General features: G+C 72.6%; 18 protein-coding genes and 1 pseudogene. 13 read left to right on the forward strand and 6 right to left on the reverse strand.

Annotation, left to right across the window (positions count from 1 at the left end):
• The first annotated feature begins 57 nt into the window (after nt 1-57).
• The 3 genes from AB0O82_RS16000 (at nt 58) to AB0O82_RS16010 (ending at nt 2330) form a co-directional block, all read left to right on the forward strand.
• A complete protein-coding gene (locus AB0O82_RS16000) occupies nt 58-1215 on the forward strand; it encodes a type III polyketide synthase (RefSeq protein WP_363584019.1) in 1158 nt (385 codons plus the stop codon).
• Complete coding sequence (locus AB0O82_RS16005; RefSeq protein ID WP_363584021.1) at nt 1212-1796, forward strand: NUDIX hydrolase; 585 nt, start codon at nt 1212-1214, stop codon at nt 1794-1796. Before AB0O82_RS16000 ends, AB0O82_RS16005 begins: the two co-directional genes overlap by 4 nt.
• 111 nt (nt 1797-1907) lie before the next feature.
• Entirely contained in the window at nt 1908-2330 is a 423-nt protein-coding gene (locus AB0O82_RS16010; protein ID WP_079135502.1) for an SHOCT domain-containing protein, read from the forward strand.
• 151 nt (nt 2331-2481) lie between these two features.
• Here the strand turns inward: AB0O82_RS16010 and AB0O82_RS16015 are convergent, their stop codons facing one another.
• On the reverse strand, nt 2482-4971 hold the full coding sequence (locus AB0O82_RS16015; RefSeq protein ID WP_363584023.1) for a Tex family protein: 2490 nt from the start codon (nt 4969-4971) through the stop codon (nt 2482-2484).
• A gap of 167 nt (nt 4972-5138) precedes the next feature.
• Between AB0O82_RS16015 and AB0O82_RS16020 the strand changes: the two genes are divergently transcribed.
• The 7 genes from AB0O82_RS16020 to AB0O82_RS16050 all read left to right on the forward strand — a co-directional run bounded on the left by AB0O82_RS16020 (nt 5139) and on the right by AB0O82_RS16050 (nt 9475).
• Complete coding sequence (locus AB0O82_RS16020) at nt 5139-5558, forward strand: PPOX class F420-dependent oxidoreductase (protein ID WP_363584025.1); 420 nt, start codon at nt 5139-5141, stop codon at nt 5556-5558.
• 64 nt (nt 5559-5622) lie between these two features.
• Complete coding sequence (locus AB0O82_RS16025; RefSeq protein WP_363584027.1) at nt 5623-6522, forward strand: aminoglycoside phosphotransferase family protein; 900 nt, start codon at nt 5623-5625, stop codon at nt 6520-6522.
• Between the two features lie 148 nt (nt 6523-6670).
• On the forward strand, nt 6671-7171 hold the full coding sequence (locus tag AB0O82_RS16030) for a DUF6232 family protein (protein WP_363584029.1): 501 nt from the start codon (nt 6671-6673) through the stop codon (nt 7169-7171).
• The gene (locus AB0O82_RS16035; RefSeq protein ID WP_363584031.1) at nt 7168-7491 is read left to right on the forward strand and encodes a hypothetical protein; all 324 of its coding nucleotides are present in this window, start codon (nt 7168-7170) and stop codon (nt 7489-7491) included. The genes AB0O82_RS16030 and AB0O82_RS16035 overlap by 4 nt, the downstream gene beginning before the upstream one ends.
• 122 nt (nt 7492-7613) lie before the next feature.
• On the forward strand, nt 7614-8270 hold the full coding sequence (locus AB0O82_RS16040; protein ID WP_363584033.1) for a TetR family transcriptional regulator: 657 nt from the start codon (nt 7614-7616) through the stop codon (nt 8268-8270).
• 61 nt (nt 8271-8331) lie between these two features.
• A complete protein-coding gene (locus AB0O82_RS16045; protein ID WP_363584035.1) occupies nt 8332-9066 on the forward strand; it encodes a tyrosine-protein phosphatase in 735 nt (244 codons plus the stop codon).
• A 148-nt stretch (nt 9067-9214) separates the two neighbouring features.
• Nucleotides 9215-9475: a hypothetical protein gene (locus tag AB0O82_RS16050; protein ID WP_363584037.1), complete on the forward strand. Its 261-nt coding sequence runs from the start codon at nt 9215-9217 to the stop codon at nt 9473-9475.
• 87 nt (nt 9476-9562) lie between these two features.
• Here AB0O82_RS16050 and AB0O82_RS16055 read toward each other — a convergent pair whose 3' ends face one another.
• Nucleotides 9563-10507: a pentapeptide repeat-containing protein gene (locus AB0O82_RS16055; protein WP_363584038.1), complete on the reverse strand. Its 945-nt coding sequence runs from the start codon at nt 10505-10507 to the stop codon at nt 9563-9565.
• Between the two features lie 160 nt (nt 10508-10667).
• On the opposite strand from AB0O82_RS16055, the gene AB0O82_RS16060 reads away from it, so the two are divergent.
• Nucleotides 10668-11357 (forward strand): GNAT family N-acetyltransferase, encoded by a 690-nt coding sequence (locus AB0O82_RS16060; protein ID WP_363584040.1) that lies wholly within the window; start codon nt 10668-10670, stop codon nt 11355-11357.
• Here AB0O82_RS16060 and AB0O82_RS16065 read toward each other — a convergent pair.
• The gene (locus AB0O82_RS16065) at nt 11294-12136 is read right to left on the reverse strand and encodes an SGNH/GDSL hydrolase family protein (protein WP_363584042.1); all 843 of its coding nucleotides are present in this window, start codon (nt 12134-12136) and stop codon (nt 11294-11296) included. The genes AB0O82_RS16060 and AB0O82_RS16065 overlap by 64 nt on opposite strands.
• A gap of 146 nt (nt 12137-12282) precedes the next feature.
• Nucleotides 12283-12636 (reverse strand): annotated as a pseudogene (locus AB0O82_RS16070) (helix-turn-helix domain-containing protein); the annotation flags it as partial.
• A 97-nt stretch (nt 12637-12733) separates the two neighbouring features.
• Here AB0O82_RS16070 and AB0O82_RS16075 point away from each other — a divergent pair.
• The gene (locus AB0O82_RS16075; protein ID WP_350886403.1) at nt 12734-13948 is read left to right on the forward strand and encodes a pyridoxal phosphate-dependent aminotransferase; all 1215 of its coding nucleotides are present in this window, start codon (nt 12734-12736) and stop codon (nt 13946-13948) included.
• A gap of 18 nt (nt 13949-13966) precedes the next feature.
• Entirely contained in the window at nt 13967-14299 is a 333-nt protein-coding gene (locus AB0O82_RS16080) for a YnfA family protein (RefSeq protein WP_063347058.1), read from the forward strand.
• Nucleotides 14300-14398: 99 nt separating this feature from the next.
• On the opposite strand, the gene AB0O82_RS16085 is transcribed toward AB0O82_RS16080, so the two are convergent.
• On the reverse strand, nt 14399-16066 hold the full coding sequence (locus AB0O82_RS16085) for a metallophosphoesterase family protein (RefSeq protein WP_363371094.1): 1668 nt from the start codon (nt 16064-16066) through the stop codon (nt 14399-14401).
• A 195-nt stretch (nt 16067-16261) separates the two neighbouring features.
• A complete protein-coding gene (locus AB0O82_RS16090) occupies nt 16262-16516 on the reverse strand; it encodes a hypothetical protein (RefSeq protein ID WP_063347060.1) in 255 nt (84 codons plus the stop codon).
• Nucleotides 16517-16666: the final 150 nt, after the last annotated feature.

Here is a 16666-nt window from a genome sequence, read left to right on the forward strand (position 1 = left end):
CCTGCCCGGGCCGCTCGCCAGCCCGCCCGGCCAGGCCACCCAGGGGAGACCCGCACCATGGCAACACTCTGCCGCCCTGCCGTCGCCGTACCCGAGAACGTCATCACCCTCGACCAGACCCTCGACCTGGCCCGCAGCCTGCACGCCGGCCACCCGCAACTCGGCCTCGCCCTGCGGCTGATCGAGAACACCGGGGTGCGGACCAGGCACCTGGTCCAGCCGATCGAGCAGACCCTCACCCACCCGGGCTTCACCGCCCGCAACGCGGTCTACGAGCGGGAGGCCAAGCTCCGCGTCCCCGAGGTGGTCGAACGGGCTTTGGGGCACGCCGAGTTGGGCGCCCGGGACATCGACCTGATCATCTACGTGTCCTGCACCGGCTTCATGATGCCGTCGCTGACCGCCTGGCTGATCAACGCCCTGGGCTTCCGCTCCGACACCCGCCAGATGCCGATCGCCCAGCTCGGCTGCGCGGCCGGCGGCGCCGCCGTCAACCGCGCGCACGACTTCTGCCGCGCCTACCCGGGCGCCAACGTGCTGATCGTCTCCTGCGAGTTCTGCTCGCTCTGCTACCAGCCGACCGACCTCGGCGTCGGCTCGCTGCTCTCCAACGGCCTGTTCGGGGACGCCGTCGCCGCCGTGGTGATGCGCGGACACGGCGGCACCGGCGTGCACGTCGAGCGCAACGGCTCGCACCTCGTCCCGGACACCGAGAACTGGATCTCCTACGGGGTCAAGGACACCGGGTTCCACTTCCAGCTGGACAAGCGGGTGCCCGGCACCATGGAGATGCTCGCCCCGGCGCTGCGCGGCCTGGCCGTCGAACACGGCTGGGACGTCTCCGGGTTGGGCTTCTACATCGTGCACGCCGGCGGCCCGCGCATCCTCGACGACCTCTGCCACTTCCTCAACCTGGAGCCGGCCACCTTCCGGTACAGCCGCGCGACGCTGACCGAGCGCGGCAACATCGCCAGCGCCGTCGTCTTCGACGCGCTCGCCCGGCTGTTCGCCGACGGCGGCGTGGCCGACGGCACCACCGGCCTGATCGCCGGTTTCGGGCCGGGCATCACCGCCGAGATCTCGCTGGGGAGTTGGGTCGGCGAGCCGGTCGAGGCCGCCCGCCGCCGGCCGCGGGCCATCTCCACCTCGGACATCACACTCGTCCATCCGAGCGCCCCCCGGCGTTTCCCGGCCGGCACTACGATCACCGAATGACTGACACCACGCACCAGGCGGACACCGACGACAGATCCGCCGAACTCGCCACCCTCTTCCCCGCGTTGCACGCCCCGCAGTACTGGACCTGGGGCCGGTACGACGCGCTGTTCTCCACCGTGCTGCCGCCGGACGAGCTGGTGACCAACATCCACCTGGTGGGCTTCGCGGACGACAAGGTGGTCCTCTGCCGGGACGACCGGGACCACTGGTTCCTGCCCGGCGGCACCCGGGAGCAGGACGAGAGCATCGCCACCTGCCTGGCGCGCGAGCTGCGCGAGGAGGCCGGCGCCCGGCTGCTCGGCGAGCCGGACTGGCTCGGCGCGCACCGCTGCCGCACCGAGGACCCGACGCCGTACCGGCCGTGGCAGCCGCACCCGGAGAAGGCGTGGCTGTGGGGCTGGGCGGAGGTCGCGGTGGACTCGACGCCGACCAACCCGGCGGACGGCGAGCAGGTGGTCGAGGTGCGGGCAGTGTCGGCGGACGAGGCGCAGCGGCTGCTGCTGGCCGGGCACGACGCCTGGTGGGGCGAGCTGATCGGGCTGGCCGTGGAGCTGCGGCGGCGGGCCGGGCGGGGCTGATCCCCCGCCCCTCCGAGCCCCCGCTCCGAGATATTCCCGCGGGGCCGGAAAGCCACTGGAACGGCCGAACAGCAGAGAGCATTGTCCGTTTTGCGATGATATGACTCGGCCATGGACACCAACATGCTGGCCGTGGACTACCCGGTGCTCAACATCTTCTGGACGATGCTGGAGCTGTTCCTCTGGATCCTCTGGTTCTTCCTGCTGTTCAAGATCATCACGGACATCTTCCGCAGCCACGACCTGGGCGGCTGGGCCAAGGCCGGCTGGCTGCTCCTGGTGATCGTGCTGCCGCTGATCGGTGTGCTGGCCTACGTGATCGCCCGCGGGAAGTCGATGAGCGAGCGGGACGCCGCCCAGGTCCGGCAGAGCGAGGCCGCCGTCAAGGCCTACATCCGGGAGGCGGCCGGAACCGGCACACCCGGGGGCGGCGGCAGCCACGTCGACGACCTGGCGAGACTGGCGGACCTGAAGGAGAAGGGCGCCATCTCCGAGGAGGAGTACCAGAAGGCCAAGGACAAGCTCCTGGCCTGACCCGGCCCAGCCCAGCCCGACCCGCACGGCGGCCGGGGCCGGCGGACGCGCAGACGTCCCCCGGCCCCGGCCGCGGCGATAAGCCGCTCAGCACCTCAGTACCTCAACCGCTCAGCCGCTCAGCCGCTCAGCCGCTCAGCGCCTCAACCGCTCAGCGCCGCCCGGAGCGGCGGTCACCCGAGGCGTCGCCGCCGGTCAGGCCCGCCCGGCGCAGCGCGTCCGCCATCGCGCTGTTCGCCAGCGGCGCGCCGCCGCCCGAACCGCCCGAACCGCCGGAGCCGCCGCCCTGGCCGCGCCGGTCCTGGCCGCCGCCCCGGCGCTCCTGGCGCGGCGGGCGGGCCTGCCGGTCGCCGCGCTCGCCGCCCCGGCCACGGTCGCCACCACGCTCGCCGCGCTCGCCCCGGTCACCGCGGTCGCCGCCCCGGTCGCGACCGACCTCGTCGTCCAGCCGCAGGGTCAGCCCGATGCGCTTGCGCGGCACGTCCACCGAGACGACCCGGACCTTCACGATGTCGCCCGGCTTGACCACCTCGCGCGGATCCTTGACGAAGGTCCTCGACAGCGCCGAGACGTGCACCAGCCCGTCCTGGTGGACGCCCACGTCGACGAAGGCGCCGAACGCGGCCACATTGGTGACCACGCCCTCCAGCACCATCCCGACCTCCAGGTCGCCGATCTTGTCGACGCCCTCCTTGAAGGTCGCGGTGCGGAACGCCGGGCGCGGGTCGCGGCCGGGCTTGTCCAGCTCGCCGAGGATGTCGGTGACGGTCGGGATGCCGAAGACCTCGTCGGCGAAGTCGCCCGGTCGCAGGGCCCGCAGCCGTTCGCCGTTGCCGATCAGCCCGCTCAGCTCCCCGCCGGTGGACGCCAGGATCCGGCGCACCACCGGGTACGCCTCGGGGTGCACGCTGGAGGCGTCCAGCGGGTCGTCGCCGTCGGGGATGCGCAGGAAGCCCGCGCACTGCTCGAAGGCCTTCGGGCCCAGCCGGGAGACGTCCTTGAGCTGCCGGCGGGTGCGGAACGGGCCGTTGGCGTCGCGGTGGGCCACGATGTTGTCGGCGAGCGTGCCGGTGATGCCGGAGACCCGGGTCAGCAGCGGCGCCGAGGCGGTGTTGACGTCCACGCCCACGGCGTTGACGCAGTCCTCGACCACCGCGTCCAGCGAGCGGGAGAGCTTCACCTCGCTCAGGTCGTGCTGGTACTGGCCGACCCCGATCGACTTCGGGTCGATCTTGACCAATTCGGCCAGCGGGTCCTGGAGGCGGCGGGCGATCGAGACCGCGCCGCGGATCGACACGTCCAGCTCCGGCAGCTCCTGCGAGGCGAAGGCGGAGGCCGAGTAGACCGAGGCGCCCGCCTCGCTGACCATCGCCTTGGTGAGCTTCAGCTCGGGGTGGCGCTTGAGCAGGTCCTCGGCGAGCTTGTCCGTCTCCCGGGAGGCGGTGCCGTTGCCGATCGCCACCAGGTCGACGTCGTGCTTCTTCGCCAGCGCGGCCAGGGTGGCGAGCGCGGCGTCCCACTTGTTGGCGGGCTGGTGCGGGTAGATCGTGTCGTACGCGAGGACCTTGCCGGTGGCGTCCACCACCGCGACCTTCACCCCCGTCCGGAAGCCCGGGTCCAGGCCCATGGTGGCGCGGGTGCCGGCCGGCGCGGCCAGCAGCAGATCGCGCAGGTTGGCGGCGAAGACGCGCACCGCCTCCTCCTCCGCCTCGGCCCGCAGCCGCGACCGCAGGTCGATGCCGAGCCGGACCAGGACGCGGGTGCGCCAGGCCCAACGGACGGTGTCGCCCAGCCACTTGTCGGCCGGGCGGCCGTGGTCGGCGATGCCGAAGCGGGCGGCGATCCGCCGCTCGTAGTCGTTCTCGCCGGGCAGATCGCCCTCCTCGCCGTCGTACGGCGAGAGGTCGAGGTCCAGCACCTCCTCCTTCTCGCCGCGCAGCATCGCCAGGATGCGGTGCGAGGGGAGCTTGGTGTACGGCTCGGCGAAGTCGAAGTAGTCGGCGAACTTGGCGCCGTCCTGCTCCTTGCCGCCACGCACGGTGGCCACCAGCCGGCCCCTGGTCCACATCCGCTCGCGCAGCGAACCGACCAGGTCGGCGTCCTCGCCGAAGCGCTCCACCAGGATCGCCCGGGCGCCCTCCAGCGCGGCGGCCGGCTCGGCGACGGACTCGTTCAGGAACCGGGCGGCCAACGCCGCCGGATCCTGCGAGGGATCGGCGAGCAGCGTCTCGGCGAGCGGCTCCAGGCCCGCCTCGCGGGCGATCTGCGCCTTGGTGCGCCGCTTCGGCTTGAACGGCAGGTAGATGTCCTCCAGCCGGGCCTTGGAATCGGCGGCCAGCACCTGCGCGCGCAGCGCGTCGTCCAGCTTGCCCTGGGCCTCGATCGACTCCAGGACGGCCGCCCGGCGCTCCTCCAGCTCCCGCAGGTAGCGCAGCCGCTCCTCCAGGGTGCGCAGCTGGGCGTCGTCCAGGGAGCCGGTGACCTCCTTGCGGTAGCGGGCCACGAAGGGCACGGTCGCGCCGCCGTCGAGCAGCTCGACGGCGGACTTCACCTGCCCGTCGCGAACGCCCAGTTCCTCGGCGATCTTGCGCTCGATCGCCTGCTGGGCCTGCCGGGCCACCTGTTCGACTGGCGTGGTCACGAAGCCGGTCACCTTCTCCTTCAGTGCTTTCGCCGTACGCCCTGCATTCTGGCAGGTACCGGGGACAGCTCCCGGCCGCGCCCGGGGCGCCCGGGCGTGGCGCCCTCCGCCCGCGGCCCCAACCAGACTCAAGCAGTGCCCCGTTGCGCCTTCCTACGCTGACGCGCATGGACACCTCCCCCGCACTGGACGCCTCCCGCGCGCCGGACGCCGCCGCCCGGCTGAGCGAACTCGCCGCCGCCAAGTACCTGCTGTTCACCACCCACCGCAAGAACGGCACCCCCGTACCCACCCCGGTCTGGGTGGCGCGCGACGGCGACGCGCTGGTCTTCACCACCGTCACCCGCACCGGCAAGGTCAAGCGGCTGCGCAACCGCTCCGACGTACTGGTCGGGCCGAGCGACATCCGCGGCACCCTGCTCGGCGAGCAGGTCCCGGCCACCGCCGTCCTCGACCCCGGCCGCGCGCCCGCCTACCGGAAGCTGCTGCGCCGCAAGTACGGGCTGCTGTGCGCGATCGCGCTGACCGCGAACGTGCTGCGCTTCGGCAGGGGCGGGACGATCGGCGTGCGGGTCACGCTGAGCTGAGGCCGGCCGTACGCATTCCGGGAATCCGCTGAAGGGCACCGATCCGCGCTGTACGCTGCCGGGCATGTGCGCTGCCACCCGGATGCACCCCGACGGACTGGTCATCGACGCGGCCCTGGTACGACGGTTGATCTCCGCCCAGTTCCCGGACTGGGTCGGGCTGCCGGTCACGCCGGTCCCCTCCACCGGGACGGACAACGCGATGTTCCGCCTCGGGCCCGAACTCGCCGTCCGGCTCCCCCGGGTGGAATGGGCGGCCGGGGACGTCCGCCGCGAGAAGCAGTGGCTGCCCGCGCTGGCCCCCCGACTGCCGCGGCCGATACCCGCCCCGGTCGCGGTCGGCCGGCCCGCCGCCGGCTACCCCTGGGAGTGGTCGGTGCTCCGCTGGTTCGAGGGCGCCAACCCGGTCGTCGGCGCCCTCGCCGCTCCCGGCGCGCTCGCCCGTGACCTCGCCGCCTTCGTCAACGCCCTGCGCGCCGTCAACCCGGCCGGCGGCCCGGCGGGCCACCGCAGCGTCCCGCTCGCCTCCCGCGACGGCGCCACCCGCGCGGCCATCGCCCAACTCGCCGGAGCGGTCGACACCCACGCCGCAACCGCCCTGTGGGACAAGGCGCTTCGCCTCTCCGAGTACGCCGGCCCGCCCTCCTGGATGCACGGCGACCTCACCCCCGGGAACCTCCTGCTCGACCGGTCCGGCCGGCTCGGCGCCGTCCTCGACTTCGGCCTGATGGGCGTCGGCGACCCCACCGCCGACCTGATCGTCGCCTGGAACCTGCTGCCCGCCTCGGCCCGCCCCGCCTTCCGCGCCGCACTCCACGCCGATGACGCCACGTGGGCCCGCGGCCGTGCCTGGGCCTTCTCCATCGCGCTGGTGACGATCCCCTACTACCGTCACACCAATCCGGGCCTCACCGCCAACGCCCGTCACGTCGTCCGCGAGGTGCTCGCCGACCGCAGCACCTGACCGGCCCCGCTGCCGACCGGGCCCTGATGCTGACCGCGCACCGCCGCCTGACCAGCGGGGCGGCACTCCCGTCGGCACCGTCGGCGGCCGTTGCTATGGTTCTCCCCGCCACTACGGGTAGGGGGACGACTTGGCACGCAGAAGCAGTGTGATCGACGTCAGAGTCAGCCGGCGGGTGCTGTGGGTGGGCGGCGACGCCTATCCGCTCCACAACATCGCCCGGGCCCGGCGGTTCCAGCTGCTGCCGCCCAAGCGCACGCGGGTGATCATCCGGTTCGCCCGGCAGGTGATCGGCCTGCTGGTGGCCACCGCCCTCCTCGGTTCGCTGCTCGGGCGCGGCGCGAACCAGGAGACGACCAAGAACGTGATCGGCCTGGTGGCGCTCGCGCTCTTCGCGGCCAGCCTCTACCGGCTGGTCAAGCGGCTGCAGATGCGCACGGTCTACCAGCTGATCATCGAGACCTCCAGCTCCTCGAACACGGCGGTGGTCAGCCACGACGCCCAGCAGGTCGGCAACCTGATCCAGCTGATCATGGAAGCGATCGACAACCCGCTGGCCGAGTTCGCGCTCCAGGTGGAGAACGTCCACATCGGCGACCAGATCAACCAGTACGGCGACCACAACACCGGAAAGAAGGTCAGTCTGTGAGCGGCGGCATCCACTTCGGGGACTCGGTCACCCAGCACGGCGACCACAACATCGGCATCATCAAGCACCAGGGCCCGGCCGACCCGCAGGCCGCGATGCGCGAACTCATCGCCGCCATACGCCAGTTGCGCGAGCAGGTGCCGGCCGAGGACCGCGAGGTGCTGGACGAGTCGCTGGCGGACCTGGGCGGCGGGCAGGCCACCCCGCCCGCCACCCTGCGCCGCGCCCTGCGCAACATCTCCGGCGTCGCCGCCCTCGCCGCCGCCGGCGCCCCGGTGGTGGAGTCGATCCGCCGCATCCTGGACTCGCTGAGCTCCTGAGCTCCCGAGCTCCCGAGCTCCCGAGCAGCAGATGGCGGGCAGCAGGCGGCACCCCAGCCGGGGTAAATATCATACCGGGTCAGAAATCTGCCCAGGTCAAGACCTGCTGCTAGCCTGACGCCATGAGCGGACTGCGGGAACGGAAGAAGGAACGGACGCGACGGTCGATCTCCGAGGCCGCGATCGCGCTCTTCCTGGAGCACGGCTTCGACCCGGTCTCGGTGGCGGACGTCGCGGCCGCCGCCGAGGTGTCGAAGCCGACGCTGTTCAGCTACTTCTCCACCAAGGAGGACCTGGTCGTCCACCGCTTCGCCGACCACCAGGACCAGGCCGCCGGCGTGGTCCGCGGCCGGGCGGCCGGCGAAACGGTGCTGGCCGCCCTGCACCGGGACTTCCTGGACGGGCTCGCCCGGCGCGACCCCATCACCGGGCTCAACGACGACCCCCGGGTCCTGGCGTTCAGCGATCTGGTGTACTCCACGCCGAGCCTGAAGGCCCGGGGCGCCGAATACCTCGCCCGCGCCGAACAGTCCCTCGCCCGGGCGTTGCACGAGGCCCCCGACCTGGCCCCGCCCCGGCGCCTCACCGCCCCCCTCCTCGCCGCCCAGGTCACCGCCACCCAGCGGGTCCTCGCCGAACACAACTGGCACCGGATCCGGGACGACGGCCGGACCGCCGACGAACTCCACTTCGAGGCCACCACCAACGCCGACCGCGCCTTCGAACTCCTCACCGCCGGCTACGAAGGCGCCGGGCACCCGGGCCCCACCGGGCGCTGAGGCCCCACCCGGCGTGGAGGCCCCACCGGGCACCGGGGCCCCACTGGTTAGAGTGCCGCGCATGACAACGCGTCAGCTAACCTTCGAACGGCTGCACAACTTCCGCGACCTGGGCGGCCACCCCGCCGCCGACGGCCGGTCCGTCCGCCGGGGCCTGCTCTACCGCTCCGACTCGCTCGGCAAGCTCACCTCGCCCGCCGACCTCGACCGGCTCCAGGCCCTCGGCGTGCGCACCGTGATCGACCTCCGCTACCCCTGGGAGATCGCCGCCAAGGGCCGGGTGCCCGACTACGAAGGGCTCGTCTACCACAACCTCTCGATCGAGCACCGCACCTACGACCAGGCCGAGATCGACCCGGACGTCGACCCCTGGCGCTACCTCGCCGACCGCTTCGCCGAGGTCACCGAGGACGGGGTGGAGGAGATCCGCGAGACCCTGGAGGTGATCGCCGCCGCCGAGAAGCCCGTGGTCTTCCACTGCGCCTCCGGCAAGGACCGCACCGGGCTCATCGCCGCCCTGGTCCTCACCCTGCTCGGCGTCTCCGAGGACGACGTCGCCGCCGACTTCGCCCTCACCGAGCTGGCCACTCCGCACCTCGTCGCCGAATGGCACGCCGCCCATCCCGGCCGCACCCTCCGCTGGCCCGGCTACGGACGCGCCCCCGAGACGGTCATCCGCCTCGCCCTCGCCGACCTGACCGCCCGCCACGGCTCGGTCGAGGGCTACGCCACCGGCACCCTCGGCTTCTCCCCCGCCCGGACAGCCGCCCTCCGCTCCCGCCTGCTCACCGCCTGACATCACCCGACGGACCGTCAACGGCCAGGAAGATAAAGGGAGTTCACTCGAACAAAGGTTGACCTAAACATGTCATGCCGCGTTGCCCCCGCCTCCGCCGCGCTGCCAGGATCGGGCCACTGCCCAGACGAACCAACGGGAGAAAACCATGAGGATGCGTTCCGTTCTGCCCGTCGCCCTGCTGGCCGCGGCCGGCCTGTTCGCCGGCGTCAACACCGCCTCGGCGGCGGGGTACCCCGGCTACCAGTGCTTCAAGACCGCAGACCGCGTCGAGTACTGCAGCGACGCCAAGGTCAAGAACCACGCCGCGGGCACCAACTGGATCAAGACCTGCCCGGCCGACGTCGTGGCGCACATGGGCAAGCCGTACATCGCGGCGAAGCGCCCCGACGCCGCGCACAGCTGTTAGCACCAGGCACCGAGCCGTCCGCGGACGGCACCGGGCCCGTCCGGCAGACACCTGCCGGGCGGGCCCGGTCGTCGCGGCGGGCGGCCGCTAGCGGCGGCGCGGGCCGCCCGGACGGCCGCCGCTGCGCGGCTTGCGGGGGCCGCGCGCGCCGGTGGCGGCGGCCACCGGGGCGGAGGCCACCGGGGCGGAGGCCGTGGCGGGCCAGTGGGTGGGCCGGGTGAGGATACCCGGCAGGCGGGTGGTGGCGTCGCCGCGGGCCGCGTTCAGCTGGGCCTGGGTGAGGAAGAGGGCCTCGGTGAGGTCGGCGCCGGAGAGGTCGGCGTCGCGCAGGTCGGCGCCGACGAGGTCGGCGAGGCGCAGATCGGCGCCGCTGAGGTCGGCGGCGACGAGCAGGGCGCCGCGCAGGTTGGCCCCGCGCAGGTCGGCGCCGCGCAGACGGGCGCCGAAGAGGTCGGCGCCGCGGTGTTCACGGCGGCGGGGGACGGCGGCGCGGACGAGTTCGCTGGCGCGCAGCAGCAGGTCGCTGACCCGCTGCCGGTGGGCGGGGACGTCGACGGCGAGGATCTCCTCGGGGGTGCCGCCGGCGAGCCGGTCGGTCTCCTCCAGGGCCTGCCGCAGGTCGGCGTGGACCGGGCGGGCGGGGGCGTAGCCGAGCGCCTCGGTGAGGTACCAGAGCAGTTCGTGGAGCTGGCGCACCACCGGGAAGACGTCGTACATGGGCTTGGCGTCGGCCGGTGCCTCGCGCCAGCTGCGGCCGCCGAAGGTGACCTGGGAGACGCGCTGCCCGGCGCCGAAGCAGTCGTAGACGGTGCAGCCCTGGAAGCCCCGGTCGCGGAGGCGTTCGTGGATGCCGCAGGTGAAGTCGGTCTGCAGGTTGCGGCACGCGCTGCCGGCGGCCTTGTCGACGGCGAAGTCCGTGCCGGCGCCGAAGGGCAGGGCGACGCAGCAGAGGCCGAAGCAGCTGGTGCAGTCGGAGCGCAGCTCGGTCGGCTGAGCCGCCGTGGGGTGCTGCGGCGGCTCGGTCTCGCGCACGTCGCGTGGTCCTTCCAGCGTGGGCACCGGCCGTCCGGTGCGTCGAACTGCCAAGCCTACTGGGCACTGGCCACACCCGCCCCACCATCGGTAAGGTGTCAACTGGCAGTGCACCTATTACGAGGTGCGCGCCCATCGCATATGGCATACGGGGGTAGGAGTGCAGGACCCGAGCATCAACGAACTCGTCCGGATGTGGATCGCCGGCTGGAGCGTCTCGCGCGGCGCGGCCGAAGCGGTGGACGAGCCGTGGGGCTGGACGATCGACGTCGGCGTGGTCGGCCACGTCGCCCGGCACGTGCTGCCCGAGCCGGCCGAGCCCGACGTCCGCAAGATCGCCGAGGCCACCACCGCACCGGGCACCTGGCTGAAGCTGTTCATCGAGGACGCCGTCGCCCGGCCCTGGCTGGGCCCGCAGTGGCGGCTCGACCAGCCGGGGTACCTGATGACCCTCCCGCTGAGCGCCGAGCGGCCCGAGGTGCCGGCCGGCTACACGGTGACCACCTGGACCCGGGGCGGGACCGTCCGGACCCTGGTCCGCACCGAGGCCGGACACCTCGCCGCGCGCGGCCAGGCGGGCCTGGCCGGCCCCGTGGCCGTCCCGGACCAGATCCTGACCGCGCCCGAGCACCGGCGCCGGGGCCTGGGCGCCCTGGTGATGCGGACCCTCCAGAGCGCCGGGCACGAGGCGGGCGCCGACACCGCCGTCCTGGTCGGCACCCCGGACGGCCGGGCGCTCTACACCTCGCTCGGCTGGACCACCCGCTCCTCGATGGCGAGCCTGGTCTACGAGCCCGCGGCCGTGCCCGCCGCCGCGCCCGCAGCCGGAGCCGGGTCCGGAGCCGAGTAGGGCAGCAGCTCGGCCCGCTTCGGCGGCCGGCCGTCGCCGGAGGAGCGCCCGGTGAGCCGGCGGCCGATCCACGGCCCCAGGTGACCGCCCAGCCAACGGGCGTCGGCGCGCAGCCGCTCGGCCCGGCCGGGCGGGGCGGCGGGCGGCAGCGGGGCACGCCAGTCGAAGGCGGCGGGGCGGCCGAGCGCCTCCAACACCCCTTCGGCGACCCGGCGGTGGCCCTCGGGCGACAGGTGCAGGCGGTCCTCGCCCCAGAGCCGGCGGTCGTCGAAGCAGGGAGCGGCGAACAGGTCGACGACGGCGACGCCCTCGTCCTGGCCGAGCTCGTGCACGAAGGCCTTCATCCGCAGGATGGCCGGGAGCAGCCGGGCGCTGCCCGCCATCCTGCGGGTCGGGTCGGTGCTGGTGAACAGCACCACGGTGGCGCCGGTGGCGCGCAGTTCCTCGGCGCAGCGGCCGAGCAGCCGCTCGACCCGGGCGATGTCGCAGCCGGGGCGCAGCGCGTCGTTGAGGCCGCCGACGAGGGTCACCAGGTCGGCGCCCATCGCGGTGGCGGCGGGGAGCTGCTCGTCGTGGATCTGGCCGATGAGCTTGCCGCGGACGGCGAGGTTCGCGTAGCGGAACCCGCCGTCGCCGCCGTCAGCGCCGGCCTCAGCGGCGAGCGCGTCGGCGACCCGGTCGGCCCAGCCCCGGTAGTGGCCGTCGGGCAGCAGGTCGTCGCACATGCCCTCGGTGAAGGAGTCCCCGACGGCGACGTAACTGCGGTAGGTGGTGGGCACGGGCGGTCTCCGCTCTCCTCCGATGGCTCCGTGGCCCGACGATGCTACGCGCGGCCGGTCCGGGCACCGGCATCGGACCCCGGCACCGACACCGGCATCTGCGCCTAACCCGCGACGGGCGCCCCGTCGTCCGCCGTGCGGGGGGTGAACCAGTGCTCGCGGACGGCGTCGGTGGGCCGCTGCTCGCCGAGGGCGGGCAGGCCCCACTCCCCCAGCGCCTCGATCACCGGGCGCAGTTCGCGGCCGCGTTCGGTGAGCTCGTAGACCGTGGCGTTGGCGGGCCGTTCGAGCCGGCGGCGCAGGGCCAGGCCGTCGCCCTCCAGCTGCTTGAGCCGGGCGGCGAGGATGTCGGTGGAGACGCCGGGCAGGTCGGCGTGCAGATCGGTGTAGCGGCGCGGGCCGCCGAGGAGTTCACGGACGATCAGGAGGCTCCAGCGCTCCCCCACCGCGTCCAGGGCGCGGGCGACGGCGCAGTACTGGTCGTAGCTTCGGCGTGACATGCGGATCAGCATAGCCAAAAGGTTGGACTTTCCAAGTGCCAACTTGGTAGAACAAAGCATCAGCAACGATGCGGTGGTGACGGTCGGGAGGCCGCAAGTGGAGTTTCGGCAGTCCAGCAAGCTGAACAACGTGTGCTACGAGATCCGCGGCCCGGTGGTCGACCAGGCCAACGCCCTGGAGGAGGCCGGGCACAGCGTGCTGCGGCTGAACACCGGCAACCCGGCCCCGTTCGGCTTCGAGGCGCCCGAGGAGATCATCCAGGACATCATCCGCAACCTGCCCAAGGCGCACGGCTACAGCGACTCGCGCGGCATCCTGCCCGCCCGCCGCGCGGTGGTGCAGTACTACCAGCAGCGCGGCGTGACCGGAGTCGGCGTCAACGACGTCTACCTCGGCAACGGCGCCTCCGAGCTGATCCAGATGGCCGTCACCGCGCTCGTCGACGACGGCGACGAGGTGCTCGTCCCGATGCCGGACTACCCGCTGTGGACGGCCGTGGTCCGGCTGGCTGGCGGCAAGGCCGTGCACTACCTGTGCGACGAGCAGGCCGACTGGTACCCGGACCTCGACGACATCGCCGCCAAGATCACCGCCCGCACCAAGGCCATCGTCGTCATCAACCCCAACAACCCCACAGGCGCGGTCTACCCGAAGGAACTGCTGGAGGGCATCCTCGACCTGGCCCGCCGCCACCAGCTGATGGTCCTGGCCGACGAGATCTACGACAAGATCCTCTACGACGACACCGAGCACCACTGCCTCGCCGCCCTCGCCGACGACGTCCTCACCCTCACCTTCAACGGCCTCTCCAAGGCCTACCGGGTGGCCGGCTTCCGCAGCGGCTGGCTGGTCGTCTCCGGGCCCAAGCAGCACGCCGCCGACTACCTGGAGGGCCTGACCATGCTCTCCGGCATGCGGCTGTGCCCCAACGTGCCCGCCCAGTTCGCCGTCCAGGCCGCGCTCGGCGGCCACCAGTCCATCAACGACCTGGTGCTGCCCGGCGGCCGGCTCACCGAACAGCGCGACGTCGCCTTCAGGGCCCTCAACGAGATCCCCGGCGTCAGCTGCGTCAAGCCCAAGGGCGCCCTGTACGCCTTCGCCCGGCTCGACCCGGCGGTGCACCGGATCGTCGACGACGAGCAGTTCGTGCTGGACCTGCTGCTCCGCGAGAAGATCCACGTCGTCCAGGGCACCGGCTTCAACTGGCCCCGCCCGGACCACTTCCGCTTCGTCACCCTGCCCCGCGCCGACGACCTGGAGACGGCCATCAACCGCATCGGGCGCTTCCTCGCGACGTACCGCCAGTCCTGACGCCTAGGCTTGCCGGTCATGACCGTCCTGCGTTCCGTCGCCCTGTTCGTCGTCGCCGCCCTCGCCGAGATCGGCGGCTGCTGGCTGATCTGGCAGAGCGTGCGCGAGCAGCGGCCGTGGTGGCTGGCCGGGCTGGGGGTGGTGGTGCTCGGCGGGTACGGCTTCGTCGCGGCGCTCCAGCCGGACAGCCACTTCGGCCGGGTGCTGGCCGCGTACGGCGGGGTGTTCGTCGCCGGGTCGCTGCTCTGGGGCGTGGTCGTGGACGGCTTCCGGCCGACCCGCTACGACGTGGTGGGCGCGCTGGTCTGCCTGGCCGGGGTCGCGGTGATCATGTACGGGCCCCGGCGCTGAGCGCACTGGGCCCTCCACGCACGGGGTTCTCCACGCACGGGGCCCCGGCGTCGAGGTGCGGACTCCTCGACGCCGGGGCCCGGCAAGCCGGTTCGGGGACTACCAGCCCCAGCCGCCGCCCTGACCGTCGTCGTCGTGGTCCGAGTCCCAGCCCTCGCCGACCTTGCGCAGGATCGTGTAGTTGTCGATCTGCGTGCCGTCCTCGGCCAGCGCGGTCACCTTCATGGACGACTTCTGGCCCAGGTGGGCCGGGGTGACGTCGACCTTGATGAAGGAGTAGCCGGTGTAGCGCACCCGCGACCACTGGATGGTCTCGGGGACCTTCACCTTGCCCTTCCCCCAGTAGTAGGTCTTCACCTCGTCCTGGTGGTTCTCGTGCCCCTCGTAGGTGTCCGGCACGTCGAACTTGTACAGGCTGCGGCCGGCCGCGCCCGCGGTCACGTAGACGACGCCGTCCTTCGCCGGCTCGATGGTGGCGCCGCTCGGCACCTGCTTCGAGACCTTGTTGCCGAGGATCGCGTCGGTGCGCTCGTAGATGTGGTTGTGGCCGTTGATGACCAGGTCCACCCGGAACTTCTCGAACAGCGGCACCCAGGCCTCGCGGACGCCGCCCTCGGAGGCGTGCGCGACGGTGGTGGAGAAGGCGCAGTGGTGGAAGAAGACCACGACGAAGTCGATCGTCTCGTCGTTGCGCAGGTCCTTGAGGGTGCGCTCCAGCCACTTGGTCTGCTTGTTCGCCGAGATCCCCAGGTTGGCCGGGATCTCGTAGGAGACGTCGTTGGCGTCGAGCGAGATGACGCCGACGTTCTTGTAACGGAAGGTGTAGACGCCGGGGACCTTGCGCGGGTCCGGGCCGTTGTCCGGGAGGAAGAAGCGGGTGTTCTCGCCGCCGTACCCGTTGGGCGAGTACCAGGCCTCGATGTCGTGGTTGCCGTAGGCGACCATCCACGGCACGGTCGCCGCGACCGTCTCGGTCTGGACCAGGAAGTCGTCCCAGGTCCTGGCGTTGTACACGGACTTGTCGGGGTCCGTGCCGGAGCCCGCCGGGTCGGCGTAGCAGATGTCGCCGGCGTGCAGGTGGAAGGACGGCTTCTGGGCCAGGATGACGTGGTCGTTGCCGGCCGCGTGCGAGCTGACGCCCTGGTCGCCGAAGGCGGTGAAGGTGAACGGCTCGTAGACCTTGCCCCAGCGGTGGTCGCGGGAGGGCGCGGTGCGGAAGGTGTGCAGGGTGGAGATCTGCTGCTGCGAGGCCGGGTCGAAGCCCTCGTGGCCGACACCGTAGTAGTAGGTGGTGTCGGGGTGCAGGTCCTCCAGCGCCACGTGCAGGTAGTACTGGTCCACCGGCTGGCTGTTCGGGCTCAGCGCCGGGGTGTGCAGGGTGCGGACCTCGGCCTGGAGCTTGTGGCTGAGCTCCCACGGGGTCTTGCCGAAGCGCAGGAACGGCTTCTTGACCGGCGCCGGGACCTGCCAGGAGATGCGGAACTGGGTGTCGGGCTCGGGGCCGAACTGGAGGTGGCGCCCGATCGGCGCGACCAGCGAACCGTCGACGCCGGCCGTCGTGGCACCGGTCAGCAGCTGCGGGCTCGCCGGCGCGGCGAAGGCCGTTCCGCTGCCCAGCGCGCCGCCGACGGCGACGGCGCCGACGGTCACGGCGCCGGCGCGCAGCATCCGGCGGCGGGAGAAGCGGGCCCGCAGGTACTCGTGCTGCTCGGCCGTGCTCATGCGGTCGGCGAGCTTGGCCGGTACGCCCATGTGAGGGATATCCATGCGCGGGACTCTTCCAGCGGCGCGTTGACCGCACACGGACGCGGGGTGAACGGGCCGCAGCGCGCCGCCCATTCGAACACCAATGTTCGACCATGATCAGGTAAAGAAACGCGCCCGCACCGGGCCGACCCCGGATCATGGCCCCCGCCGGCGGCACGGCCTGAGCCACCGTCGGCGCCGCCGCGGACGGGGCGCTCAGCCGGAGGGCTCGTCCCAGGTGGAGGGGGACCGGTTGCCGGTGCCGTCGCAGGTGCGGCAGATCTCGTCCCGGTAGGCGTGCTTGGCGCCGGTCGCGTCCACCCGGTAGCGGACGTACACCCCGGTGCCGTCGCAGAGGAAGCAGTTTCCGCCCCCACCGCCCACCTCGGTGGTCCCGGTGCCCTGACAGGTCCGGCAACTGAGACCGGCGGTCCGGCCGGTGCCCGCGCAGATGCGGCAGACCGTCGTCATCGTCGTCCTCCCTGGGCGGAACCGCTGGCAGCCACCGGTCATGCTAGTGGGACCGCCGAGGGCGGCGTCCAGCGGATCCTGCTCGGCCGCCGGATCGGCCAACCCCGCTGCGTCCCAACCGTGATGAGGACGGATCGGCTCCACCGTCCG

Source organism: Kitasatospora sp. NPDC088264, assembly GCF_040685715.1.
Lineage (GTDB): Bacteria > Actinomycetota > Actinomycetes > Streptomycetales > Streptomycetaceae > Kitasatospora.